We start from the raw sequence: 25,253 nt of genomic DNA, 5'->3' as shown, positions 1-25,253 counted from the left end.
ACAGTGACCGTGGGCACCGGCAAGGTCAAGGCTCAACCCGCGCGCGCCCTGTCATCCGCCGCAAAACCGCGCCCAAAGCGCCCATCACGCCAAGCCCGGCCAGAAAGCCGGCAATGCCAAATCCGATCCCGTCCGACGAGACAGGCACGGCAGGTTTGAAATCGGCCCAGGCTTTTTTCGCCACATCCATATCCGTCATACGCCAGATTTGCGCCGCCTGCGCCGTGACAGCTTTGTATTTCAACGCGTTCAGATCATTCGATAATCTATCATGTCGATCAAAAACGCGACGCATGGAATTGGCCCGTGCGGCCGACATGCCACGCGCATTGGTCATCTGTTCCAGCGCCGCTGCACGGGTGAGCCCAAGGCCCGCGGCGTCCGCGTCAAACGCCTGCACAACGCCCGAAAGCTCATCCACCGCGCCGGCAAGTCGCTGCGTATATTGCTGGGAATATTCCGGAAATTGCGAAAAAGCTGCGGCGCACGTCACACCGCAGGCCATTGCCATGGCTTTCATAAACATCTGCTCTGCCTCATTCTTTTTTGAGACAGTATAGCGATTTGTCACTCGTCCGGAAATCCCCAGAAAATCACAGAGTGTTTCAGATGCCCGTGACCCGGTGAGCCGCGTAGATTTTGGCAACCTTTTCGAGCGCCTGTTCCGGAGGCAGCTCTTCGCTTTCACCGCTGCGGCGACTGGTCAGCTCAACCACGCCGTTTTTCAATCCACGCGGCCCCACCGTTATACGCCACGGCAAGCCGATGAGGTCCATTGTGGCAAACTTACCGCCAGCCCGCTCGCTGCGATCATCGTAAAGAGGTTCCAAACCAAGGGTTTGCAACGAGGCATAAAGGCTTTCGCATGCCGCGTCGGCCTCCTCATCGCCTTGCTTCAGATTAACGATCCCGACGTGATAGGGCGTCACACCTTCGGGCCAGATAATGCCCTTTTCATCATGGCTGGCCTCGATGATCGCGCCGACAAGGCGGCTGACGCCAATCCCGTGGCTACCCATGTGCACTGGCACAGGTTTGCCGTCCGGGCCCTGCACCGTGGCGCCCATCGGCTCGGAATATTTGGTGCCAAAGTAGAAAATTTGCCCTACCTCAATGCCCCTCGCACTGCGCCGACGGTCTTCGGGGATCTCATTGTAGAGCGCCTCATCATGGGTTTCATCCGTGCGGGCATAGCGCGTGGTGAATTCCTCAAGGATATCAGCGCATTGCTCTTTGCTGTCAAAGTCAATCACGCGATCCCCAAAGGTCAGGTCCGTCACGGCGCTATCGTAAAACACCTCGGATTCGCCGGTTTCGGCCAGAACCAGGAATTCATGCGTGTAATCGCCGCCAATTGGCCCACCATCCGCGCGCATCGGGATCGCCTGCAGGCCCATGCGCTCATAGGTGCGCAGGTAGCTCACCAGATGGCGATTGTAGGCGTGCAGCGCATCTTCTTTTGTCAAATCAAAGTTGTAGCCGTCTTTCATAAAGAACTCACGGCCCCGCATGACACCAAACCGTGGGCGCACCTCATCGCGGAACTTCCACTGGATATGATAGAGCGTCATCGGCAGGTCTTTGTAGCTGCCCACGTGGCTGCGGAAGATATCAGTGATCAATTCCTCATTCGTGGGGCCATACAGCATATCGCGCCCATGCCTGTCGGAGATCCGCAACATTTCTTCGCCGTAATCGTCATATCGCCCGCTTTCGCGCCACAAATCCGCCGATTGCAGCGTGGGCATCAACATGGGCACATGGCCTGCGCGCATCTGTTCTTCGTGCACGATGTTTTCAAGCTTGCGCAGCACCTTGAAGCCCATCGGCAACCACGAATAAATCCCGGCGGTCGCCTGCTTGATCATGCCCGCCCGCAACATCAGACGATGGCTGACAATCTGCGCGTCAGCGGGATTTTCCTTGAGAACGGGCAAAAAATAGCGGGACAGACGCATGAGGCACCTCAAAGGGAAAGACGTTTTCATCCGTTTATGGCTTTGCGAAAGCGCATACAAGCCACCACACCGTGCTTTTCGCGCCCCGGCCCTTGAAAGCATGGCCGCGTTGGGCGATGTCTAGGGTTAACCAATTACTGAGGCGCGCATGGCCCTGCCGGTCAAAACACAAATGAAATACTGGGGCATTGCTTCAGCCGTTTTCCTTATTCTTCTCTGGTCTCTGGGCGACGTCATTTTGCCGTTTGTTCTGGGGGGCGCTGTGGCCTATTTTCTGGATCCCGTTGCGGACCGGCTGGAAAAGATGGGCTGCACGCGCGCCCTTTCGGTTACGATCATCACACTGATTGCCCTGCTGATCTTTGTCGTTATGGCGCTTCTGGTCGTTCCAACGCTGGTCGAACAATCCATCGCGCTCTTCAACGTGGCGCCGCAACTGGCGCGGGATTTACAGGGGTTTCTGACGCAGAAGTTTCCGCAATTGCTGGACGCAGACTCGACCGTTCACAAAACGCTTCTGTCTTTGGGTGAAACCATCCGCGAGCGGGGCGGAGAGCTATTGAACTCCGTGCTGACCTCAGCCGCATCGCTGCTGAACGTGGCTGTGCTCTTTGTGATCGTGCCCGTTGTGGCCTTCTACCTGCTTTATGATTGGGACCGGATGATTGCAAAAATCGATGATCTGCTGCCCCGCGATCATGCGCCGGTCGTGCGGAGACTGGCCGGTGATATCGACAAAACACTCGCCAGTTTCATCCGCGGGATGGGCACAGTCTGCCTGATCCTGGGCACGTATTATGCGCTGGCGCTGATGCTGGTGGGCCTGCAATTCGGCCTCGTGGTTGGCGCGTTTGCAGGGTTGATCACGTTCATTCCCTATATCGGGGCGTTGCTTGGCGGGGCGTTGGCTCTGGGCCTTGCCCTGTTCCAGTTCTGGGGGGATTGGCTTTCGATTGGGCTGGTCGCCGGAATTTTCATGCTGGGACAGGTCATCGAAGGCAATGTGCTGACACCCAAACTGGTCGGCGGATCGGTCGGGCTGCATCCAGTATGGCTGATTTTTGCCCTGTCAGTATTTGGGACCCTCTTCGGATTTGTCGGCATGCTGGTGGCCGTGCCCGTGGCCGCATCGATCGGGGTTCTGGCGCGGTTTGCCATTGGCCAATACAAGGACAGCCGCCTCTACCAAGGGCTTGAGGAACAGGACAACAACTGATGGCGCGGCAATTGAGCTTTGAGCTGCCGGTCCGACAGGCCTTGGGGCGCGATGATTTCTTTGTGTCGCCTGCAAATGCCGCTGCTGTGGGCATGATCGAAGGGTGGCAGGGCTGGACCTCCCGCAAATTGATTTTGACGGGTCCACCCGGTGCCGGCAAAACCCATCTGTGCTGCGTTTGGCGTGCCTTGGCCGGGGCAGAAATCATCGCTGCAAAAGATCTTGGCAACGCGGACATCCCCACACTTGCGGCAGGGCATGTAGCGGTGGAAGATGCACATCTGATCGCCGGAATGCGGCCATTGGAAGACGCGCTTTTTCACCTCCACAACCTGACCCTTGCCGAGGGTCACGCGCTGTTGGTAACGGCGGAAAAACCACCTCAGAACTGGGGGCTGACCCTGCCTGATCTTGCAAGCCGGATGCAGGGCACCGGGCTTGTGGCCCTTGAGGCCCCGGATGATGATCTGCTGGCCGCCGTGTTGATGAAGCTCTTTACCGACCGGCAATTGTCACCGGCGCCCGACACGATCCCCTATCTGATCCGGCGCATGCCCCGCGCCTTCGATGCTGTGGGACATGTGGTAGCCGCACTTGATGAGACGGCCATGGAAAGTGGCCGCGCCATCAATCGCACGCTTGCGCGGCAAGTGCTGGACAATATTGCGTTCTAGCGTCACACTCGTCACCTTCCTGTTACGTATTTTGGACAATAACCGGCTATGTCGCCTGCAGATTTTCTAAAATCCCCCTGCCCGCCCCGGTCGAGATGCCGGAGGTCGATTTGACCGGCCCAGCCCGGTTCTACAATCGCGAACTCAGTTGGCTGGGCTTCAATTGGCGGGTTCTGGATGAGGCCAAAAACCCCCGCGTTCCGCTGCTCGAGCGCCTGCGGTTCCTGTCGATCTCTGCCAACAACCTTGATGAATTTTACAACGTCCGCGTCGCGGGTTTGCGGGAGCTGGCCCGGGCCGGGAACACCACCCCGGCATCCGATGGGCTGACCCCGGCCGAACAACTGGTCCTGATCAACGAAGACGCGCGGAAATTGCTTCAGGCCCAGCAATCGACCTACCAGAAATTGCGTCTTGAGATGGAAGCCGAAAACATCTCGATCCTCGACAGCAACAGTGTCACCGAAGATGACCGGCCCTTCCTGGCCAAGGTGTTTTTGGACAAGGTCTTCCCGGTTCTGTCACCGCTGGCCATTGATCCCGCGCATCCGTTTCCCTTCATTCCCAATCTGGGCTACTCGCTGGCGCTTCAAATGGAGCGCAAGAAGGACAAACGATCCCTTCAGGCTCTGTTGCCAATTCCCGCTCAGATCGACCGTTTCATTACCTTGCCTGCGCCCGAAGGCTGCCATCGCACCTTGCCGTTGGAAGAGTTGCTGATCCTGCATCTCGACAGCCTGTTTCCGGGATACAAATACAAAGGCCATTGTGCATTCCGCGTGCTGCGCGACAGCGACCTCGAGGTCGAGGATGAAGCCGAAGATCTGGTGCGTGAATTCGAAGTTGCCCTGAAACGCAGGCGCCGGGGCGAAGTGGTGCGGATGAAAATCTCGACCGACGCGCCGGAAAATCTGCGCGCCGTGATCATGGGAGAGCTGAATGTAAACCCTGACGAGGTTGTCGAGGTAGAGGGCATGATCGGTCTGGCCGATCTGAGCGAACTGGTTCTGGATGCCCGTCCCGACCTGTTATGGCCCGCCTTCACACCGCGCGTGCCCGAGCGGGTGCAGGATCACGATGGCGATATGTTCGCGGCCATCCGGCAAAAGGACGTGTTGCTCCATCATCCTTATGAGACCTTTGATATGGTTGTGCGGTTTCTCAATCAGGCCGCCCGCGATCCGAATGTTGTGGCGATCAAGCAAACTCTTTATCGAACATCCAAGCTGTCACCCATTGTTGAGGCGCTGTGCGAGGCGGCGGAGGACGGCAAATCCGTCACGGCGCTGGTTGAGCTGAAAGCGCGCTTCGACGAGGCCGCAAACATCCGGCAGTCCAGACGTCTGGAACGGGCCGGCGCCCATGTGGTTTATGGCTTTCTGGATCTGAAAACCCACGCAAAGATCAGCACCGTGGTGCGCCGCGAGGGCGATAATCTGGTCACCTATACCCATTACGGCACCGGGAACTATCACCCGATTACGGCCAAGATTTATACCGATCTCAGTTTTTTCACCTGCAATCCTACGTTGGGGCGCGATGCCACCAAGGTTTTCAATTTTCTGTCTGGATATGCCCAACCGGAAACGCTCGAAAATCTGGCCATCTCGCCGCTGACCTTGAAATCAAGCCTGATTGAGATGATCGAGGCCGAGGTCGACCATGTTCGCAATGGCAAACCCGGCGCGATCTGGGCCAAGATGAATTCGCTGGTGGATGCCGATGTCATCGATGCGCTCTACAGCGCCAGTCAGGCGGGCGTGCGCATTGATCTGGTGATCCGCGGCATCTGCTGTTTGCGACCCGGGATTGCAGGACTTTCGGAAAATATCCGCGTGAAATCCATTGTCGGCCGCTTCCTCGAGCATTCCCGGATCGTGTGTTTTGGCAATGGCCGCGGGTTGCCGCACAAAAAAGCGCGGGTGTTCATCAGTTCGGCCGACTGGATGGGCCGCAACCTCAATCGCCGCGTGGAAACACTGGTCGAGATCGAAAACCCAACTGTCAAAGCCCAGATCGTCAGTCAGGTGATGGCGGCCAACATGGCGGATGTCGCCCAAAGCTGGGTGATGACCGGGGATGGCAGTTTTGTACGCAACCCAACCCCTGAGGGCGAATTTGCCTTCAACTGTCACCGCTTTTTCATGGAAAACCCGTCCCTGTCGGGGCGCGGGTCGGCCGGGGCGTCGGATGTGCCCAAATTGACTCATACCGAAGATTGACCGAACCGCCCGGCTGTCGCATACACTTAGCCAAGGTTTGCGGGGGGACGCATGGACGGCAGCAACGACAGCACACAAGGCGACGCCGGTCCGTTTGGCAGGCCGCTGTTTGACAAGCCCTCGGCACGCGCGCTCAGCCGTGTGGGTGTTGTCGATATTGGGTCAAACTCGGTTCGGATGGTTGTGTTTGACGGCGCCGCGCGGAGCCCTGCCTATTTCTTCAACGAAAAGATCATGTGTGGGCTGGGCGCGGGCATGTCCGAGACCGGCCGGTTAAATCCTGAAGGCCGGGAACGGGCGCTGGCGGCGATCACCCGGTTTCACCTCTTGAGCCAGACAATGGAAACCGGCCCGCTGACCATGGTCGCCACAGCCGCCGTGCGCGAGGCCGAAGACGGGCCCGAATTCTGCGCCGAAATCTTAGAGGCGACAGGCACCAAAGTGTGGGTGATCGACGGGCCCGAAGAAGCGCGGCTTTCTGCCCAGGGCGTTTTGTTGGGCTGGCCCGGCTCTTACGGGTTGGTGTGCGATATTGGCGGATCGTCGATGGAGCTTGCCGCGATCGACGGCGGCCGTGTGGGCAGCCGGGTCACATCGGCTTTGGGGCCGCTCAAACTTCTGGATGTGAAGGGTGGCAAAAAAGACCGCAAGGCATTGATAGAAAAAACAGTTTCTGAAATGCGCGCGGAAATGGGGCCACAAAACAACCGGCTGTTTCTGGTGGGTGGATCGTGGCGGGCAATTGCCAAGATCGACATGGAACGGCGCGGCTATCCGCTGCGGGTTCTGCACGAATACCGAATGTCGGCCAAATCCGTCCGCGAAACCGCGCAATATATCGACATCACCAATACGGAAGAATTGCGTCAGCGCGCGGGTGTTTCATCCGCCCGAATGGCGCTGGTGTCACATGCGGCCGAAGTCTTGCGCGAAATCGTCAAGGTTTTTAAACCGCGCGACATAGCACTATCGAGCTATGGAATCCGCGAGGGATTGCTCTACGAGCAAATGCCCCAGCAATTGCGTGACCGTGACCCCCTGATCGAGGCCTGTCGGTTTGCCGAGGCCAAGGACGCACGCGTGCGGGGTTTCGGCAAGATCATCTACAATTTCATCATGCCGATTTTCAAATCTGCGGGCCCGGAAAAGCGCCGCCTGATCAAGGCCGCGTGCCTTTTGCATGATGTCAGTTGGCGGGCCCATCCCGATTACCGTCCCGAAGTGTGCTTCGACAACGCGACACGGGCCAATCTGGGCGGGTTAAAGCATTCGGACCGTGTGTTTGTCGGTTTGGCCTTGATGCACCGGTATTCCAACAAGCGCGGCGGCACCCGGTTTGAAACCCTCTATGGTCTGATCCCACCGGAGCGGCAGCACGAGGCCGAAGTGCTCGGCAAGGCGATGCGTTTTGCGGCCATGCTGTGGTTGAGCAAAGATGCCAATCCCGGCGAAATGATCTGGCATCCACGAAAACGCGTACTGGAACTCAAACTGTCACCAGAGGCCACACCGTTGTTCGGAGAAGTGGCCGAAGCGCGGTTCATGTCGCTGGCGGCGTCTCTGGATGCTCAGGTTGTCGTCAAGCGGGCCAAGGCCTGAAAATCCGCGAAAACCGGTTCAAAGTTCGATTTCACCTTGCGGTTCTTCGGTCTCTTCCTTGGGTGTTTTGCGCCGCATAATGATATCTCCATTCGGCAAGATCTCCGGCGCATGGTACACGCTCAGATCATCGATTTTGCCCAGGATTTCGGCCAGTGCCGGGCCCATTTCATCCACAAAACTGCGCAATTTGGGCTGCATGTCGTCTGCCAAGCCGCGCAGCTCATCCATCCGGGGTTCCATCTCTTCAATGATGCCCCGAAAAAACAGGCGTGCGCCCTCTTCCATAAGAGAAAAACTGTCTTCGGAGTCCGCCTCTTGTGCGTGCAGCGGAACAGCAGCAGCACCTGCGAGGGTCAAGATCAGTGCAAAACGTCTCATTCCCCGAATATAGGGTACTTTTGCAACAATTGAAGGTCAGATATCGATATCCATCGTCACCGGGAAGTGATCCGAGGCGGTAATAAGCGCCTGTCGCAGCTCTGGCATGTTCCAGCAATCAGGATCATCGAACGGGTGCCAAATACGCCATGTTGGCCGTTTGGAGAGCAGACCCGGCGACACCATGACATAATCCAAAAGCGCTTGAATGTAGCGTTTTTCCTTGGACAGATAAAACCGTGAGGTTGTGTTGACCGCCCCGATTTTGCGCTGCAACGCGCGGCGGGCATGCGGGTCATAAAGGCTCATTTCAGGGGCGGCCCCCTCGCCCATCAAAATCTCAACCGAAGAGTGCCCAAAAAGGTTTTCATATTCATCCAGACCCGGGCCATCGTTCATGTCACCCAGAACAATCAGGTGGTCACCCGCCTCCAGATGCATCTCAACCCGCTGACGCAACCAGACCGCCTGTGCCTGTTGTTTGCGGCGGTTGGCGATGGCCTTGCGCATGACCTCATCCCGGCTACGTGCGCCATGGGGTGCCTTGGATTTAAGATGCGCGCCAATGAGGCGCAGTTCGGTCCCGCTGGCGGTTTTTGCCGCAACCTCAAAGGGCGGTTTCGAGAAGGTCACCAAATCTTCTGTATTGTCGATGTCCAGATCAATCCGGAAAACGCCGTCAAAACGGGGCGCATCGCGAGAACCCTTTTTGCCGGTTTCCCCGCCTTTTGGGTCATGGCGCACGGTCAGGGCTTTGGGATCATAGAGCAGTGCGATTTCCTGCTGGGTGTCATTTTCAAACCCGACCAAAGCCTTGCTGGTGCGCAGCTTCATCACCGACGCAAAATTCTCCAGCGCCGGCACGGTCGCGCGCTTGCCGTTATGATCCGGGGCCTCGATCACCATCACCGCATCCGCATCAATGGCTGTGAAAACGATACCCAACGCCGCCAGCTGATCAGACCGCGTCACATCATGACGACGTGACCATTCGCCATCATCCAAGAGGTTAGCCTCTTCATCGAAGAGCGCATTGAACCATTCCACATTATATGTGGCGATGCGCATATCAGGCCCCTTCGCTGATGTCTTCCCACGCGCGATTGATGTCGATCAACCGCTTTTCTGCCAGCTTGATTGCCTCCTGAGGTACGCCGCGGGCCATCATCCGATCCGGATGTGTGTCACGCACCATCCGCCGCCATGCCGCGCGAATGTCCTCAAGGGGTGTGTCGGGTGTGACGCCCAGAACGACGTATGGATCAGGCGTTGCATCGGGCACAAAGCGGCTGCGCATGCCTTTGAATTCCGTTGATGGGATGTCGAAAATCTCTGCGACGCGTTCCAGAAACAGGTCCTCGTTAGGATGATACACCCCATCCGCCATGGCGATGTGGAACAAGCCTTCGACCAGGTCATACAGGGCTTCGCGTTCTTCACCGAACATGCCGCTGATCCGCGTCGCATATTCCTCGAACCCGGCGACGTCCTGGCGGGCAAGGTTGAAAACCTTGGCCGCACCAGCCTCGTCCGCCTGTGCAATCTGGAACACTTCGCGAAAGGCCGTCACTTCATCGCGCGTCACCAGCCCATCTGCCTTTGCCATTTTCGCGCTCAATGCGATCACCGCGATGGTAAAGGCGACACTGCGTTCGGGCGGCGTGCGCAACCGGTCGAAAACCGCGCTCAAGCCTTCGCCGCTGGCCAGCGCCGACAGGGCCTCGGATATGCGTGTCCAGATCGACATGGCGATACTCTATCGGCTTTGCATTAACTTGTCAGGCGAGGCTTACAGGAGTTTCTGCAAGACAACCATATCCATCCAACGGTCAAATTTACGGCCCACTTCCGACAACGTGGCGACATGGCGAAATCCAATTTGCTCGTGGAATGTCACGGCCCGAGGGTTTTCACTGCTCACACTCGCGATCATGGCATGAATGCCGGCCGCGCGGGCGCGATCCTCAAGCTCCGCCATCAAGCGCCGCCCAATGCCGCGACCCGTTCTGCGCGGATCAAGAATAACGGTGTGTTCCATCGTCCGGGCATATCCCGACCCGCCCCGAAACGGGAAAAACGTGGCATGTCCCAGCACCGCGCCCCCATCCTCGGCCACCAGAAACGCCTGATGCGCGGCCTGTCTTTCGGGGATCAGGACCGCCAACGCGTCAGGGGTTTTGAGTTCCGATGCAAAAGTGACCGCCGTATCGCGGATCTGGGGATTCCAGTAGGCCACAATTTCTGCCGCATCTTCAGGGGTGGCGTCCCGGATGATCATCACAAAATCCGCAGTCCCGAAGGGGTGGAGAATGCTGCATGCAAACCGGGCTCACCTTGTTCAAACACAACCCGGTCATCCACAATCTCACCCGCAAACTCCGCGCTCAGTTCGTCGATCTGTGGGTGGCAGATGGTGAGGGTGCTCAACGCGCAGCCCGACGCGATCAGCCGTTGCGCGGGATGGTCATGCCCATCCCATTGCATCAGAGCCGGAAACATACCCTGCATCGGCAGCGCGCCAGTGGCCGGGACGGCCATGCGCCACCGCAGATCGCCACGGCTCAGCGATACCGGGTCCCCCGCACCGGGATGGCGCGCCACAGCGGCATCCAGATCATCTGATCTGCAAATCCAATTGGTTACCCGCGACGCGCCGGAAAACTGATCCAGATTGAACCAACGTGGATATGCGGGCGCGAGCGCTTCGGGATCAATGGTGATCACCTCCAGATACAATCCGCCCTCGAGCCCCAGCAACATGTTGTGCGTGCCAAAATGTGCGTGTTTCCCGCCGGATTGCAGGGCCACACCAAGTTTTTCTTCGACGTAATCACGACCTTCTTCCAGCGTCTGCGCCGCCACAGCCAGATGGTCCAATTCAAGCATAAATGTCTCCTGAAATTACCGATTTCCTGCCCGTCCAGCAAAATGATCAAAGCGGATACCAAAAGATAGAATCTTCGTTTACGGATTTGCAATGGGCCGTCGCACAAGATCATCGGCAGAACCACCGGCAAAACCGTTACTGTGCGTAGGTCGCCATGGCCCAGATCGTCCAACCAGCGACCAGAAGGGTGGGATAAAAGCTTGCGGCAAACCCGAATGCGCGCAAGTTGGGCGACAGGTGATACCCAACCCAGAACACCAAACGCATCAGCGCAAAGTTCAGCCCCAGCACGACAATCACGCCGGGCCCGGCCCCACCCAACAGAACCGCCGCAGCGGGCCAGATGCACAGGTTCATCGCAACATGTTCTACCGTGTTGGACAATACCCGCTGGTCAATCTCCGCACTGCTGCCTTGTTCGAAAGGCTGGCCGTCGATAAGCGTGGGATCGAAAAAACGGCGCTGCGCCAGACGCGCGATCATCAGTAAAATCACCAATCCCGGCGCCAGAAACGCGGTCATGATTGTGGGCATCAAGGTAAACACTGGTAAAACCACATAGGTTGCCGCCAGCCATAGCACCGCAACAGACCATGCCAGACCCGCCACCATTCCGACCATGATCGATCGGCGGCGGGTCATGGATTTGCGTGCCCGGCCAAGGGCATATCAGGCCCGCGCTTCCTGAATCAGGCGCAAAATATTTTGCGCCGCGTCCGGGATGTTGGTGCCGGGACCAAAGATGGCTTTGACACCTGCTTTCTTGAGGAATTCGTAGTCCTGCTGCGGAATAACGCCGCCGCAGATCACAATGATGTCGCCCGCGTCTTTTTCTTCCAACACTTTGATCAGTTGGGGTGCCAGTGTTTTGTGACCCGCCGCCTGGCTGGAAATGCCGATGACATGAACATCATTGTCGATGGCGTCCTGAGCGGCCTCATCCGGTGTCTGGAAGAGAGGGCCGACATCCACATCAAAGCCGATATCCGCAAAGGCGGTTGCGATCACTTTTGCGCCGCGATCATGGCCGTCCTGACCCATCTTGACGACCAACATACGCGGACGCCTGCCCTCAGTCTGGGCAAAATCCTCAACAGATTTCTGAATGGCCGCAAACCCTTCGTCGCCTTCGTAAGCGGCGCCATAGACACCGGCCAGCGTTTTCACTTCGGCACGATGGCGCCCGAATTCTTTTTCCATGGCCATGCTGATCTCTCCTACAGATGCGCGTGCACGTGCGGCTTCAACCGCTGCTTCCAACAGATTTCCACCTTCCGAACAGCGGCGTGTGACTTCGTCCAATGCGGCCTGACAGGCGGTCTCATCCCGGCTCGCCCGAATTTTCTCGAGCCGCGCGATCTGCGCGTCGCGCACCATCGCATTGTCGATATCCAGAATGTCGATCGGGTCTTCGTTGTCCTTGCGGTACTTGTTGACGCCCACAACGACCTCGTCACCCTTGTCGATCATCGCCTGCCGGGAGGCGGCGCTTTCCTCGATCCGCAGCTTGGGCATGCCGCTGGCCACGGCCTTGGTCATGCCGCCCATCTCCTCGACCTCTTCGATCAACTTCCACGCTTCTTCGGCCAGATCGGCCGTCAGTTTCTCCACGTAATAGCTGCCGGCAAGCGGATCGATCACATTGGTCACACCGGTTTCTTCCTGCAAAATCAATTGCGTATTGCGAGCAATTCGCGCGCTGAAATCCGTGGGCAATGCAATGGCCTCATCAAGCGCGTTCGTGTGCAGCGATTGCGTGCCACCCAGAACCGCGCTCATGGCCTCATAGGCGGTACGAATGACGTTGTTGTAGGGGTCTTGTTCCTGCAGGCTGACGCCGCTTGTTTGACAATGGGTGCGCAGCATTTTGGAGCGTTCATTCTTGGCCCCGAATTCCATCATGATACGGTGCCACAAGGTGCGCGCGGCGCGCAGCTTCGCAGCCTCCATAAAGAAATTCATGCCGATCGCGAAAAAGAAGCTTAATCGCCCGGCAAATTTGTCGACATCCATACCGGCATCAATCGCAGCGCGGACATATTCGCGGCCATCAGCGAGGGTATAGGCCAGCTCCTGAACAAGGTTCGCGCCAGCCTCCTGCATGTGATAGCCCGAGATGCTGATCGAATTGAATTTCGGCATGTCACTGGATGTGAATTCGATGATGTCGCTGACGATCCGCATGCTTGGCTCAGGCGGATAGATATATGTGTTGCGCACCATGAATTCTTTCAGAATGTCATTCTGAATCGTACCCGAAAGGACGGATTTGTCGTGGCCCTGCTCTTCGCCTGCCACGATAAAACTGGCCAGAACCGGGATGACCGCGCCGTTCATCGTCATACTGACACTGACCTGATCCAGCGGGATACCGTCGAAGAGGATCTTCATGTCTTCGACCGAGTCGATGGCCACGCCAGCCTTGCCGACATCGCCGATCACCCGGGGATGATCACTGTCATAACCGCGATGCGTTGCCAGATCGAAGGCCACCGAAACCCCCTGTTGACCCGCCGCAAGGTTACGACGGTAAAACGCGTTCGACTCTTCGGCTGTAGAAAACCCTGCATATTGGCGAATGGTCCAGGGCCGCCCTGCATACATGGTTGCCTTTACGCCACGCGTGAAGGGCGCGAAACCGGGCATGCTGCCCAAATGATCCAAGCCCGCCGTGTCGTCGGCCGTGTAAAGTGGCTTGACCGCGATCCCTTCCAGCGTTTGCCAGGTCAGGTCATCCAGATGACGTCCCCGCAGTTCTTTTTCCGCCAGCTCACGCCAGTCTTCGGTCTTCTTTCCCATCAGATTGTCCTCTTTGCACGTCGTCGGTTGGCGGGTGTTTCCCCGCCTTTTCCGCACCGGTTTCTTCTATCAATGTCGCCAGCCCATCTGCGCCTGCACGCAGCCAATACAGATCGTCCGCATAGGCCTCGCGCAGTGCCATGTTCTGTTCCCTGTCAAACGGATTCCAACGGCCATCGCCCGCTGGTAAAGGGTCCGGGGTTTCGCCCCGTGTCCCCAAAATTTCACGCAATTCGCCCAGGCCCGGTGCACGGTTCAACCATTCGCGCGCATGCTGGGCCGGAAGGTTCTGCACGCCTGTCATCGCTGCCAACCGACGCTCGGGCATACTGCAGAAGGTCTCGAACAAATGGATATCAATTGCCACGTTTGGCACGGCGCAGGCCAGATCAGTAATGACGTCGCGCCAGTTCCGCGAACTGGTGACCAGACTGTCCAACGCATCGTTGCCCGGGATACCTTGCCCTTCCGCCACAGCCGTTGCCGCAACCGAGCCCCAGTATCTGTCCTGCGACCGGATCGATAGTACAATGCGGTTCAGCCGTCCGCCGAATGTCTGCGAATACCGTGCCATGCGTTCCCCGACAGCGCCATAAAGCTGCTGGTCACGCAAATTGACCCTGGGATCACCGATCACGTTTTGATCGCTTACCACCAAATGCGAAATCCCCCGGGCCTCAGCCAGATCGAGGTTTGCGCACACATGATCGCGGGCCACAGCCATCTGCATATCGGGCGTTTCACCTTGGGTAGCTGGCGCCGGATCTTCCCCTGCCACGGCCTGCGGCCCCCAAAACCCTACACCGCCCTGTGCCAGACGTGCGTCATTGGCCCGAAGGTAGTGGTAAAAACTGGTCGAGGCCGTTCTATGGGCCCCCAAATGCAGGATCACATCCATCTCGAAGTCACCTTTTGTCGATCTCGCCCCAAAACACGGCGATTGAAGGGTCATGCGCTGCATTCTGACACCTCAATGCTATCAACGAGATTAATGTTAAAGTTTTCCCGACCTCCGGCACATTTATCGTTCGCAATCCTGTCGCGGGCGCTTATATTTTCATCGACAGGAGACATGATGAACAAGTTTACCCCGCTCATTTTGCTGAGTTTTTTGGCCACTGGCGCCATCGCACAAGACACAGACAGCACCGAAGACGCGCTGGAAGCCCCGGTGGTCATGTCCGGCGAAGACGCGGATTTGAGTGAATTTTTGTGGATAAACAGGCCGCTCATCGTGTTTGCCGATACACCTGCGGATCCGCGGTTCATCCAGCAGATGGAATATATCTCTGATCGCGCGACGGATTTGGCGGATCGGGACGTGATCGTCTTGACCGACACAAACCCCGAAGCCGCCAGTGCCCTCCGGAAAAAGCTGCGCCCGCGTGGGTTCATGATGGTGCTGATCGGCAAAGATGGCACCAAGTACCTGCGCAAACCGTTGCCGTGGAATGTGCGCGAAATTACCCGTGTCATCGACAAACTGCCCCTGCGCCAGCAGGAAATTCGCGATGGTCTCGGCGGAAGCTGAGGCGCACACATCACAGCCATTCCACAGCCCCCCGTGCCACGACCAAAAGGCCCGTATGGGGGTCCAGCAACATCAGGGTCGCCGTTTCCGTATCAAAGGCTAACACGGCGCGCGGGTTGTCGAGCGCGTAGCGAAAGGCGCTTTCCGTGTCTTCATTCATACACAACCGCCCTTCGAGCGCTGCGCGCCGCATGCCCATCCCCAAAGGTCTGTTGGCGTTGGCAACCTCCACCAACGCGGCATCGGGCGCCAATGCCGGGTCATCCAGGGCAACCGCGTTACCGCGCGATAATGCGCGAACCGCCTGTGGCGTTCCCTGAACCACCGGCAAAGGCGATTTGATTTGCCACTGCACCAGCCGGAAGGTCGCAGCAACGCAGTCCTTGGTGGCATAAAACGCGATCGTTTCGCCGACGGAAAACCAACGCTCCAGCCGGTCACGCAGAGCCGTCTCATCCTCGCGGATGCAACCGGAGAGCAGCGACAGGACGACCATGGCCAACAGAGACCTGCCCCGCCATCCCGGTCGTTTATCTGCGCCCCGATCGTGCATCAGATCATTCGAACTCCATAATCACATCATCAACCGCCAGACTGTCACCTGGTCCGGCCTTGATCGACGTCACAACAGACTTTTTCTCAGCCCGCAGGATGTTTTCCATCTTCATCGCCTCAACCGTACAAAGCGCTTGCCCTTCCTGCACCTCATCCCCTTCTTTCACGTTAACCGTGACAATCAGACCGGGCATCGGGCAGAGCAGCATTTTGGATGTATCAGGTGGCAGTTTCTCGGGCATTAACGCCGCCAATTCCGCCTGACGCGGTGAACGGACATGAACCTTGAGGTCCGCCCCGCGGTTGCGGATACGGAACCCGCCGCTGACCTTGCCGACCTTGAGCACCAAAGGTGCGCCATCGACCATAAGCGTTGCCAGTTTGTCGCCGGGGGTCCATTCGCTTTCGACGGTCATTTCCGTGCCATCGGCAAACCGCACGTTGGATCCGCCGCGATACGCGTCAATTGTGACGGGGTGGTTTTCACCCTGCAGCGAGACAACCCATTCGTCACCCACATGACGCTCGTGATTGTCCATGCGGCCCGATACGCGCGTGCGCCGAATTTCTGCCACCCGGTGCATGGCCGCCGCACTAGCCGCGATGCGGCGCAACGTGTCGCCTTCCAGCGTAACGCCCTGAAACCCTTCGGGATATTCTTCCTCGATAAAGGCCGTGGTCATATCCCCGCTGATGAATTTTGGATGGTCCATCACCGCCGCCAGGAATGGCAGGTTGTGGCCAATACCTTCGAGCTCAAAGCCATCCAGCGCCACACGCATTTCTTCAATCGCCTCGCCACGGGTCGGCGCCCAGGTACAAAGTTTGGCGATCATGGGGTCGTAATACATGCTGATCTCACCACCCTCGAACACGCCGGTGTCGTTGCGCACGGCGCGCGCCTTTTCGGCCACCTCGGCGGGTGGGCGATAGCGTGTCAGACGGCCAATGGATGGCAGGAAGCCCCGGTAGGGATCTTCGGCATAAAGCCGGTTTTCGATGGCCCATCCGTTGATCTTCACATCGCTTTGTTTCATCGACAGTTTTTCGCCATAGGCCACGCGGATCATCTGTTCGACCAGATCAACACCGGTGATCAATTCGGTCACCGGGTGCTCCACCTGCAGGCGGGTGTTCATTTCAAGGAAATAGAAGTTCTTGGCGCCGTCCACGATGAATTCTACTGTACCGGCGCTGGTATATCCCACCGCCTGTGCCAGCGCGACTGACTGATCACCCATGGCTTTGCGGGTGGCTTCATCCAGAAACGGGCTGGGGGCTTCCTCCACCACCTTCTGGTTGCGGCGCTGGATGCTGCATTCCCGCTCGTTCAGGTAAATGCCATTGCCATGGCCATCGCAAAGCACCTGGATTTCGATATGGCGCGGTTGGGTGACAAACTTCTCGATGAAAATCCGGTCATCGCCGAAACTGCTGGCGGCTTCGTTTTTGGAGCTTTGAAAACCTTCGCGCGCCTCGTCATCATTCCAGGCAATCCGCATGCCTTTACCGCCACCGCCAGCGCTGGCCTTGATCATCACCGGATACCCGATCTGGTTCGAGATTTTGACGGCCTCTTCGGCGTCCTCGATCAAGCCCATATATCCCGGAACCGTACTGACATCGGCTTCCTGCGCGATCTTCTTCGAGGTGATCTTGTCACCCATCGCCTCAATCGCCCCTTTGGGTGGCCCGATAAAGGCCACTCCCTCTTTCTCAAGAGCTTCGGCAAACTTGCTGTTTTCACTCAGAAAACCATACCCGGGGTGCACAGCCTCGGCGCCGCTCTGGCGGATGGCATCCATCACCTTGTCGATGACGATATAGGATTCGTTCGCCGGGGGCGGTCCGATATGAACCGCTTCATCCGCCATTTTGACATGCAACGCATTACGGTCCGCGTCCGAATAGATCGCAACCGTCTTGATCCCCATCTTCCGCGCGGTTTTGATCACACGACAGGCAATTTCGCCCCGGTTCGCAATCAGGATCTTTTTAAACATCTGGTGTCCCTTCCGTCAGGTCTTGGTGGCGTGACGCAGCACGCGGTATGGCAACAAAAAAACCACCGGCACGCCAGGCAGGCGCGTCGATGGTCTGTTCATGGTCAGGCGTGCCCGTCAGGGCCCGCGAAATGTGGTTAGCAGCGGTTTGGATAGGCCTGGCAATAGGCGACGTTGCCCGCCGCGCCGACAAGTGCGCCGGTTGCAACGCTTCCGCCCACAACGGCGGCCGTCCCCGCCCCGGCGCCCGCGCCAATAAGGGCCTGCTGGCCAAAGGTGTCGCCACAGGCCGAAAGCCCGATAAGGGCCAGGACGGGCAACATGAGTTTCGGTTTGCAATGCATCGGTTCGAGCCTCGTGTTTTGTTTTGATTTATTGTGCCACGATTCAACGCGATTGCGCCGCGCGGGTCAAAACGAAACGCCCTTTGTGCAGGTTTCTGGGCAACGCCCCGCCGATAGCACGAAACAGCTCGGCTCCAAGGAAAAAGGGCGGTCTGTGCTCAAACGCACGAGACCGCCCGTAAGGGGAAGGGTAACGGATTAGACTATGCGTCTCGGCCCATTGGGGGGGACCGCCACTACAGTTTTGATGCTGCCTGCAATCATGGGGCGATCCAAGGGGATAACACCCGCAATGAATGCATCGGCTATATTCCGCGTATTCCTGATTTCGATGGGCAGAAAGATGCCCATTTTACAACCAAAAGGCGAGTAATTGGGCAGTTCATGAACAAATAACGCATTCATTGTCCTCCCTCCTCCTCGTCAAAGGCATCCGGGAAGGCCGCTTTTGCGGCATTAACGTCCAAAATCAGCAATGCCTCGTAACTTTGCGAGATCAAAAGGATCTTCGGCGGGCACCACTTCGCGTCCAAAAAGCCAGCTGAGGCGGCCAGCATCAAGATTGCCGCGTTCAAACGGTTGATCGCCAAAATGCTCCCAGAGTGCCTTGAGGAATGCCGTATCCGCGCGTCGGTCCGCAGGTCTGCGATCGCGGTAGCGTTCGCGGCGCGTAATCGCGGTGACGCCCTTGGGATTGGCGCGGCGGATGGTGAATTGAAAGTCCGAACCGGGCAATCGCCCCGGAAACCCGCGATGCTTCAGCATGGTGCACCCTCCGGACCAGAGGGATGCGGGCAGATCAGAGCAGACCCGAAAGCCCGCTCTGACCGAGTTGTCTTAGTATTTGCCCGAATGCACAGGCTCGGTCGAGATCGGCTCTGGATCAACGACCACAAATTCTTCTTCGGCTGGCTGCGCACATGCCGCAACGATGCCAACCAGGCCCAGGGCCAGGATGCTTTTGATGGTGTTAGACATATATGTCTCCTGTATTTTTTATGCGACAGACACAGCGATGTTCGCCCCGCCTGCCATCTGCTCGAGGTTTGAGTTGCATGGGTGCAACCGTCCGGAAACATACAGAAATCGACTTTGTATTGATATGCGTGGCGCGCAAAGCCATGCGCCTGTGATCGGAAAGCCTCAAACGCCGCACCGGTTGAGCTTTTATGCGCAACATGTTGTGGGTACATCAAAAAACCTCCCATATGCAGGCATCGTTTTCGATCCGATATGCCTCGAAAACCTGCGCAACATCAGGATCAAAGACGCCAAATTCGCTTTCACGATCCGCCAGTGAAATGATGATCTGGGATGGCGTTGGACCGATATTGGCCACCCGCGGGATCGCAAAATCAGTGCATAGATGTTCCAGATCCGCGCGCACCTGCTCGAAATCCTCTTCCGCCACCGAAAGATCTGGCGCCACGAAACGAAAGCGGTAGGTCAATCCACCACCCGGGCGATCCCATAGCATTTCCTGCAAATGGGCGCTCAGACCAGAGGGCAAGGTTATGGGCTCATCTTCTGTGCCCTCAGCCGCTCGCACGTCCATCGCGCTTACCGCAACTGCCATCGTTGCCCCAACGATCCCGGCGGTCATATGCGTCAACCCGGGCCTCACCGCGCCCACCGCACCCAACGGGCCCGATTGGACGGGTCTTCCAGCACTTCGGCAATCCGTGCCTCGGCCTGAGCGCGCGGCAAAGCGCCCGATACTTGCCCCCCAGCCGTTACCTCCAGGCCCGATGCTGACCGCGCCACCTGCACCACCGGTGAAAAACCCCGAAGGCCCTGAAGCGCGCGCCACATGTCCTGGCGTACCTGATGCGCCACCCTGAACCGCGACCCATCGGGCAGCATGGTCTGTGCCATCAGATCAAATCGCACAGGTAAACGCCGCGCCAGCGTCAGCACGTTCTTATCGCGAATGATATGCCAGCGATTGCGGGACATGGAACTGAAGGCCTCCCCCGCGATCAGAGCGGAATGTTATCGTGCTTTTTCCACGGGTTTTTGACCTTCTTGTTGCGCAGGCTGGCAAAGGCCCGGCTGACCCGCACGCGGGTGCTGCGCGGCATGATCACCTCGTCGATGAAGCCACGCTCGGCGGCGACAAACGGGTTCGCAAACCGGTCTTCGTAATCCGTCGTGTGGGCGGCGATTTTCTCGGCATCGCCCAGATCAGCGCGGTGGATGATCTCGGTGGCCCCCTTGGCGCCCATCACGGCAATCTCAGCCGTGGGCCAGGCATAGTTGAAGTCACCCGCAAGGTGCTTGGACGCCATCACCACATAGGCACCGCCATAGGCTTTGCGCGTGATCACCGTCACCTTCGGCACCGTCGCCTCGCCATAGGCGTAAAGCAGCTTGGCGCCGTGCTTGATCACACCGGCATATTCCTGGCTGGTTCCCGGCAGGAAGCCCGGCACGTCGACGCAGGTCAGGATCGGAATTTCGAACGCATCGCAAAATCGCACAAACCGCGCCGCCTTGCGCGAACTGTCGATATCAAGGCACCCGGCCAGAACCATCGGCTGGTTCGCCACCACGCCTACGGTCTGACCTTCCAGGCGGATAAAACCGGTGATGATGTTTTTGGCAAACTCGGCCTGAATTTCGTAGAAGTCCCCTTCATCCGCGACCTTCTCGATCAGTTCCTTCATGTCATAGGGCGTGTTCGGATTGTCAGGCACCAGCGTATCAAGGCTGTCTTCGGCGCGGTCCGGTTCATCAAAGAAGGGACGCACCGGCGCCTTGTCGCGGTTGTTGAGCGGCAGGAAATCCACGAGGCGGCGCACTTCGGCAAGCGCCTCCACATCGTTTTCAAAGGCCGCATCAGCCACCGAGCTTTTCTTGGTATGCGTACCAGCACCACCCAGCTCTTCGGCTGTCACCTGTTCATTTGTGACGGTCTTGACCACATCGGGGCCGGTCACGAACATGTAGGAGGTATCGCGCACCATGAAGATAAAATCCGTCATCGCAGGCGAATATACCGCGCCGCCCGCACAGGGGCCCATGATCACGCTGATCTGCGGCACCACACCCGAGGCCATGATGTTGCGCTGAAACACTTCGCCGTAGCCCGCGAGACTGTCGACACCTTCCTGAATGCGCGCGCCACCAGAATCGTTGATGCCGATGACCGGCGCGCCATTTTGCATCGCCATGTCCATGATCTTGCAGATCTTGCGCGCATGGGTGGCCGACACGGACCCGCCCAGCACGGTGAAATCCTGACTGAACACATAGACCATGCGGCCATTGATTGTCCCCCAACCGGTGACCACACCGTCGCCCGGCATCTTGTTTTTCTCCATACCGAAATCGGTACAGCGGTGCGCCACGAACATATCGAATTCTTCGAAGCTGCCTTCATCAAGCAACAATTCCACGCGTTCGCGCGCGGTCAGCTTGCCCTTGGCATGATGCGATTCAATTCGCTTTTCACCACCGCCCAAACGGGCTTCCGTGCGGCGATCTTCGAGTTCTGCAAGAATATCCTTCATAGCGCTCCCCTTTTCGGTCATCGCGCGATAATAGAGAAAGGACCGGAGGGGATTAAAGCAAAAATCAGCAAATTTGCAAAGTTTTGAAAAATTAATGTAGCTAACTTGTAAATCTGCTAATTTCCGCCACAGGGCGTGGACTTCCCCAACCACCAACTTTACCGATACCCCATGGCTCACATTTCCGGCTCTCGGTTTCTCGATCGCCGATCAGCACCACACATTCTGACCCTGATTTTGCTCGCAGGTCTCTCGGCTCTGGCGATGAATATCTTTTTGCCCAGCCTGCCCGGCATGACCGCCTATTTCGAGACAGATTACAGGCTGATGCAGCTGTCGGTGGCGCTGTATCTGGCGGTCAACGCAGTATTGCAGCTGGTGGTCGGCCCGCTTTCTGACCAATGGGGGCGCAGGCCGATAATTCTATGGGGCATGGTGCTTTTCCTGCTGGCCACCGTGGGCTGTGTTTTCGCCACCAATGTCTATGTCTTTCTCACCTTTCGCATGATGCAGGCCACCATCGTCGTGGCCATGGTCCTGAGCCGTGCCATCGTTCGTGATATCGTGCCAGATGCGCAGGCCGCCAGCATGATCGGATATGTGACCATGGGCATGGCTGTTGTCCCGATGATCGGACCGGCCATTGGCGGGCTTTTGGACGCCCAATTTGGCTGGCAGGCCAATTTCTGGCTTCTGATGTTGCTGGGCAGCCTTGTGCTTTGGTTGACATGGGCCGATCTGGGGGAAACCGCACCACTATCCGGCCGTTCATTGCGCGACCAGATCCGCGAATACCCCGCACTTTTCGCCTCACCCCGGTTTTGGGGCTACGCATTGGCATCAGGCCTGTCGTCAGGCTCCTTCTTTGCCTATCTGGGCGGCGCGCCCTTTGTCGGGGATCAGGTCTTTGGCCTTACCCCGGCGCAGCTCGGGTTCTATTTCGGCGCCCCCGCCATCGGCTATTTCACCGGCAATTTCCTGTCCGGTCGCTTCTCCGTGCGCGTGGGCATCAACCGGATGGTGTTCTGGGGCACCGTGATCAATGCCTTGGGCATTGCCATCAATCTGTCGCTTTTCTACGCCGATCTTGGCACCCCGCTCAGCTTTTTTGGCCTGATGACCCTGATGGGCTTGGGCAACGGGATGGCCATCCCCAATGCCACCGCGGGCGCACTATCGGTACGCCCGCATCTGGCGGGTACAGCCAGTGGTCTGGCTGGCGCACTGATGATCGGCCTGGGTGCCGCGCTGTCGGCGCTGGCGGGCGCGCTGCTGACCCCGGAAACCGGTGCCTTTCCCCTGCTGTGGATCATGCTCAGCACCGGGCTTCTGGGCATCGTTGCGATCCTGCTGGTGATCCGCCGCGAAAGGGCATTGGAACAGGTCTAGGGGTTGCACAGCGGGGTTTGCAAACCTATTCTGCGACATCCGCAAATTTGCAAAGCTTTGGGCCACCTCATGCCAACTCAAAAACTCTACGCCGGGGCGAAACTGCGTGAAACCCGCCAGCGCCTTGCCCTGACACAAAAGGATTTCGCTGCAAAATTAGGGGTTTCCCTGCCCTACCTGAACCAGATGGAAAACAATAATCGTCCGGTCAGCACAACGGTCGTTTTGGCACTGGCGCAGGAATTCGGCTTTGACGTGACCGAACTCAGCACCGGGGATGCGGAACGGATGGTGAGCGATATGCGCGAAGCACTGGCCGATCCGGTCTTTGGTGACACCGCCCCGCCGCTGGCGGATTTACGACTAACAGCGTCGAACGCTCCGGCCTTGGCGCGGGCTTTTCTGGAACTCCATAGTGCGTATCGGCAAACCCATGAACGTCTCGCCTCGCTGGACGAGGCGTTGGGGCGTGAGGACAGTCGCACTCAAACGAGCCCCTGGGATGAGGTGCGTGATTTCTTTCACTATTGCGACAATTACATCGATGCCGTGGACCGCGCCGCAGAACATTTCGCCCAGCCCGGCGATACACAGCGCAGCATTTTCGAAATCGCGACCGAACGGCTCTCCGCCCTGGGCGTCAGGCTCGAAGATGCGGACACCGATCAATTGCGGGCCTTCGACCGCGCGTCAGGCACGCTTTATATTTCCTCCCGCGCGGCACCTGAAACACGCCTTTTTCAGATCCTTTTACAGGTCGCTTTGCTGACGCAGGACAAACTGCTTGAAGCCACGCTTAATTTGGCCAATTTCCAGTCCGACGCCGCGCGCTCCATCGCGAAAATCGGTCTCGCGAACTACTTCGCCGGGGCCGCGCTGATGCCCTATCGGCGGTTTCTGGAGGCGGCCAAAATAACCCGTCATGACCTTGAGGTGCTGGCCAATCAGTTTGGCGCGTCCATTGAACAGGTCGCCCACAGGCTGTCCACGCTGCAGCGTCCCGGCGCCAAGGGTGTTCCGTTCTTTTTTGTACGGGTGGATCAGGCAGGCACGATCACCAAACGCCATTCGGCAACGCGGTTGCAATTTGCCCGGTTTGGCGGGGCCTGCCCTTTGTGGAACGTGCACCGTGCGTTTGAAATTCCCGGACAGTTTCTGCGTCAATTGGCCGAAACGCCGGATGGCGTCCGCTACATCAGCCTGGCACGGGATGTGTCAAAATCCGGGGGCTCCTACGGTGCGCCGGTGCGCCGCTTTGCCATTGCCCTGGGCTGCGAGGTCAAACATGCGGAGGCGTTGGTCTATGCCGACAATCTGGACCTCTCGAAGGCCCGTGCGTTTGAACCCATTGGTATTTCCTGCCGCATCTGTGAGCGCACCAACTGTCACCAACGTTCGGTACCGCCGCTGGAACGCCGCCTGTCGATCACACCCGATGAGCGCGGCGTATTGCCCTACACCGTTGGATAGCAGAACCGCATCACTGCCGGGCTTTGCGCCACCCTGCTCGCCGCGCGTCTGCCTCGGTACAAAACCATCGCTCGCCTTTGTCAGTTCGGATCGTCGTGGCGTCGTAAAACCGCTGGCCGGGGCTGTGAAAAATACGGGTGCCCTTGCTTGATATGTTGCCTTTGATCCGGCACTCACCCGTAGGTGTCGCGCCTTCAGACCGCTGTGCCTTGCGAAACGCTGTGGGTCGTTGAAACACACCCGCATGCAGGCCAATACCCGCCCGTGCGGCGCGTTCTTCTTCCTTGATATAGGCGCTGGAATACTTCCGAAACGCAACGGCCATTCCTTCCCGCACAAGGGTGCGCGCCATGTCCTGCCCGCTAACCCGGCATACCGCAACGATCCGGTTGTAGCGATCCGTTTCGACCGGTGCGCACGCCGCCTGCGCGCCCTGATAACGCGCCCGCACCTCGCGGCTGACCCACGCGCCGCATTGCCATGACGTGCCATCGGTTTGTGTACAGGTCTGGCTGGATTCGGGCGCATCAATGCCGTGTAACCGCACACGCACGCCGCCCACATCCAGCGTATCACCGTCAATCACGCGGATTGCGCCCTCGACCGACGCCTGTGCCGGAACGGCCAGTACGAGCAGGACAAAAAGTGAACAAATTCTTAACACGCGCCCTATATCGGCGGTGATGGCGCCAAAATCAAGCGGCTGCGGCCAA

The 25,253-nt window shown here is 58.1% G+C and carries 24 protein-coding genes and 2 pseudogenes; 7 read left to right on the top strand and 19 right to left on the bottom strand.

Annotation, left to right across the window (positions count from 1 at the left end):
* Positions 1 to 25: 25 nt before the first annotated feature.
* Both ACZ1HJ_RS11735 and proS read right to left on the bottom strand, forming a co-directional pair.
* Positions 26 to 526: a DUF2937 family protein gene (locus ACZ1HJ_RS11735; protein ID WP_472718847.1), complete on the bottom strand. Its 501-nt coding sequence runs from the start codon at positions 524 to 526 to the stop codon at positions 26 to 28.
* Between the two features lie 79 nt (positions 527 to 605).
* The gene (gene proS / locus ACZ1HJ_RS11730) at positions 606 to 1,958 is read right to left on the bottom strand and encodes a proline--tRNA ligase (RefSeq protein WP_472718846.1); all 1,353 of its coding nucleotides are present in this window, start codon (positions 1,956 to 1,958) and stop codon (positions 606 to 608) included.
* Between the two features lie 148 nt (positions 1,959 to 2,106).
* Between proS and ACZ1HJ_RS11725 the strand changes: the two genes are divergently transcribed.
* From ACZ1HJ_RS11725 to ACZ1HJ_RS11710, 4 genes and pseudogenes are all read left to right on the top strand, one after another.
* Positions 2,107 to 3,174 (top strand): AI-2E family transporter, encoded by a 1,068-nt coding sequence (locus tag ACZ1HJ_RS11725; protein ID WP_472718845.1) that lies wholly within the window; start codon positions 2,107 to 2,109, stop codon positions 3,172 to 3,174.
* Complete coding sequence (locus ACZ1HJ_RS11720) at positions 3,174 to 3,848, top strand: P-loop NTPase family protein (protein ID WP_472718844.1); 675 nt, start codon at positions 3,174 to 3,176, stop codon at positions 3,846 to 3,848. Before ACZ1HJ_RS11725 ends, ACZ1HJ_RS11720 begins: the two co-directional genes overlap by 1 nt.
* Before the next feature lie 48 nt (positions 3,849 to 3,896).
* Positions 3,897 to 6,070: pseudogene (locus tag ACZ1HJ_RS11715) on the top strand (RNA degradosome polyphosphate kinase).
* Between the two features lie 51 nt (positions 6,071 to 6,121).
* Positions 6,122 to 7,669, top strand: a complete 1,548-nt coding sequence (locus ACZ1HJ_RS11710) for a Ppx/GppA family phosphatase (protein ID WP_472718843.1) — start codon at positions 6,122 to 6,124, stop codon at positions 7,667 to 7,669.
* A gap of 18 nt (positions 7,670 to 7,687) precedes the next feature.
* Here ACZ1HJ_RS11710 and ACZ1HJ_RS11705 read toward each other — a convergent pair whose 3' ends face one another.
* The 8 genes from ACZ1HJ_RS11705 to ACZ1HJ_RS11670 form a co-directional block, all read right to left on the bottom strand.
* On the bottom strand, positions 7,688 to 8,050 hold the full coding sequence (locus ACZ1HJ_RS11705) for a hypothetical protein (RefSeq protein WP_472718842.1): 363 nt from the start codon (positions 8,048 to 8,050) through the stop codon (positions 7,688 to 7,690).
* A 36-nt stretch (positions 8,051 to 8,086) separates the two neighbouring features.
* Positions 8,087 to 9,118, bottom strand: coding sequence for an endonuclease/exonuclease/phosphatase family protein (locus tag ACZ1HJ_RS11700; protein WP_472718841.1), 1,032 nt, complete (start codon positions 9,116 to 9,118; stop codon positions 8,087 to 8,089).
* 1 nt (position 9,119) lies between these two features.
* Positions 9,120 to 9,797 (bottom strand): TerB family tellurite resistance protein, encoded by a 678-nt coding sequence (locus ACZ1HJ_RS11695; RefSeq protein WP_472718840.1) that lies wholly within the window; start codon positions 9,795 to 9,797, stop codon positions 9,120 to 9,122.
* A 42-nt stretch (positions 9,798 to 9,839) separates the two neighbouring features.
* Entirely contained in the window at positions 9,840 to 10,328 is a 489-nt protein-coding gene (locus ACZ1HJ_RS11690; protein ID WP_472718839.1) for a GNAT family N-acetyltransferase, read from the bottom strand.
* Positions 10,328 to 10,936 carry a VOC family protein gene (locus tag ACZ1HJ_RS11685; RefSeq protein ID WP_472718838.1) on the bottom strand — a complete coding sequence of 203 codons (609 nt, stop codon included), beginning with the start codon at positions 10,934 to 10,936 and terminating at the stop codon, positions 10,328 to 10,330. The genes ACZ1HJ_RS11690 and ACZ1HJ_RS11685 overlap by 1 nt, the downstream gene beginning before the upstream one ends.
* A 136-nt stretch (positions 10,937 to 11,072) precedes the next feature.
* Complete coding sequence (locus tag ACZ1HJ_RS11680) at positions 11,073 to 11,579, bottom strand: MAPEG family protein (protein WP_472718837.1); 507 nt, start codon at positions 11,577 to 11,579, stop codon at positions 11,073 to 11,075.
* 27 nt (positions 11,580 to 11,606) lie between these two features.
* Complete coding sequence (gene scpA / locus ACZ1HJ_RS11675) at positions 11,607 to 13,736, bottom strand: methylmalonyl-CoA mutase (protein WP_472718836.1); 2,130 nt, start codon at positions 13,734 to 13,736, stop codon at positions 11,607 to 11,609.
* The gene (locus ACZ1HJ_RS11670) at positions 13,708 to 14,688 is read right to left on the bottom strand and encodes a hypothetical protein (protein ID WP_472718835.1); all 981 of its coding nucleotides are present in this window, start codon (positions 14,686 to 14,688) and stop codon (positions 13,708 to 13,710) included. The genes scpA and ACZ1HJ_RS11670 overlap by 29 nt, the downstream gene beginning before the upstream one ends.
* 120 nt (positions 14,689 to 14,808) lie before the next feature.
* Between ACZ1HJ_RS11670 and ACZ1HJ_RS11665 the strand changes: the two genes are divergently transcribed.
* Entirely contained in the window at positions 14,809 to 15,267 is a 459-nt protein-coding gene (locus tag ACZ1HJ_RS11665) for a DUF4174 domain-containing protein (RefSeq protein ID WP_472718834.1), read from the top strand.
* A gap of 10 nt (positions 15,268 to 15,277) precedes the next feature.
* Here the strand turns inward: ACZ1HJ_RS11665 and ACZ1HJ_RS11660 are convergent, their stop codons facing one another.
* From ACZ1HJ_RS11660 to ACZ1HJ_RS11625, 8 genes and pseudogenes are all read right to left on the bottom strand, one after another.
* Positions 15,278 to 15,820 (bottom strand): hypothetical protein, encoded by a 543-nt coding sequence (locus ACZ1HJ_RS11660; RefSeq protein WP_472718833.1) that lies wholly within the window; start codon positions 15,818 to 15,820, stop codon positions 15,278 to 15,280.
* 4 nt (positions 15,821 to 15,824) lie between these two features.
* The gene (locus ACZ1HJ_RS11655) at positions 15,825 to 17,825 is read right to left on the bottom strand and encodes an acetyl-CoA carboxylase biotin carboxylase subunit (protein ID WP_472718832.1); all 2,001 of its coding nucleotides are present in this window, start codon (positions 17,823 to 17,825) and stop codon (positions 15,825 to 15,827) included.
* 137 nt (positions 17,826 to 17,962) lie between these two features.
* On the bottom strand, positions 17,963 to 18,169 hold the full coding sequence (locus tag ACZ1HJ_RS11650) for a hypothetical protein (RefSeq protein ID WP_472718831.1): 207 nt from the start codon (positions 18,167 to 18,169) through the stop codon (positions 17,963 to 17,965).
* A 401-nt stretch (positions 18,170 to 18,570) separates the two neighbouring features.
* A pseudogene (locus ACZ1HJ_RS11645) lies at positions 18,571 to 18,934 on the bottom strand (hypothetical protein).
* A 72-nt stretch (positions 18,935 to 19,006) separates the two neighbouring features.
* A complete protein-coding gene (locus ACZ1HJ_RS11640) occupies positions 19,007 to 19,147 on the bottom strand; it encodes a hypothetical protein (protein ID WP_472718830.1) in 141 nt (46 codons plus the stop codon).
* Positions 19,148 to 19,361: 214 nt separating this feature from the next.
* Complete coding sequence (locus ACZ1HJ_RS11635; protein WP_472722201.1) at positions 19,362 to 19,772, bottom strand: DUF6497 family protein; 411 nt, start codon at positions 19,770 to 19,772, stop codon at positions 19,362 to 19,364.
* 17 nt (positions 19,773 to 19,789) lie between these two features.
* On the bottom strand, positions 19,790 to 20,125 hold the full coding sequence (locus ACZ1HJ_RS11630; RefSeq protein WP_472718829.1) for a hypothetical protein: 336 nt from the start codon (positions 20,123 to 20,125) through the stop codon (positions 19,790 to 19,792).
* Between the two features lie 23 nt (positions 20,126 to 20,148).
* Positions 20,149 to 21,681, bottom strand: a complete 1,533-nt coding sequence (locus tag ACZ1HJ_RS11625; RefSeq protein WP_472718828.1) for an acyl-CoA carboxylase subunit beta — start codon at positions 21,679 to 21,681, stop codon at positions 20,149 to 20,151.
* Between the two features lie 171 nt (positions 21,682 to 21,852).
* Between ACZ1HJ_RS11625 and ACZ1HJ_RS11620 the strand changes: the two genes are divergently transcribed.
* Both ACZ1HJ_RS11620 and ACZ1HJ_RS11615 read left to right on the top strand, forming a co-directional pair.
* A complete protein-coding gene (locus ACZ1HJ_RS11620) occupies positions 21,853 to 23,070 on the top strand; it encodes a multidrug effflux MFS transporter (protein ID WP_472718827.1) in 1,218 nt (405 codons plus the stop codon).
* A gap of 69 nt (positions 23,071 to 23,139) precedes the next feature.
* Entirely contained in the window at positions 23,140 to 24,540 is a 1,401-nt protein-coding gene (locus ACZ1HJ_RS11615) for a helix-turn-helix domain-containing protein (RefSeq protein WP_472718826.1), read from the top strand.
* A gap of 10 nt (positions 24,541 to 24,550) precedes the next feature.
* Here the strand turns inward: ACZ1HJ_RS11615 and ACZ1HJ_RS11610 are convergent, their stop codons facing one another.
* Positions 24,551 to 25,204, bottom strand: a complete 654-nt coding sequence (locus tag ACZ1HJ_RS11610) for a thermonuclease family protein (RefSeq protein ID WP_472718825.1) — start codon at positions 25,202 to 25,204, stop codon at positions 24,551 to 24,553.
* Positions 25,205 to 25,253 lie beyond the last annotated feature (49 nt).

The sequence above is a fragment of the Roseovarius sp. JB2-10 genome (assembly GCF_055693585.1).
Note: the sequence above shows the minus strand (reverse complement) of the source record. Positions and strands in the feature narration are given on the sequence as shown.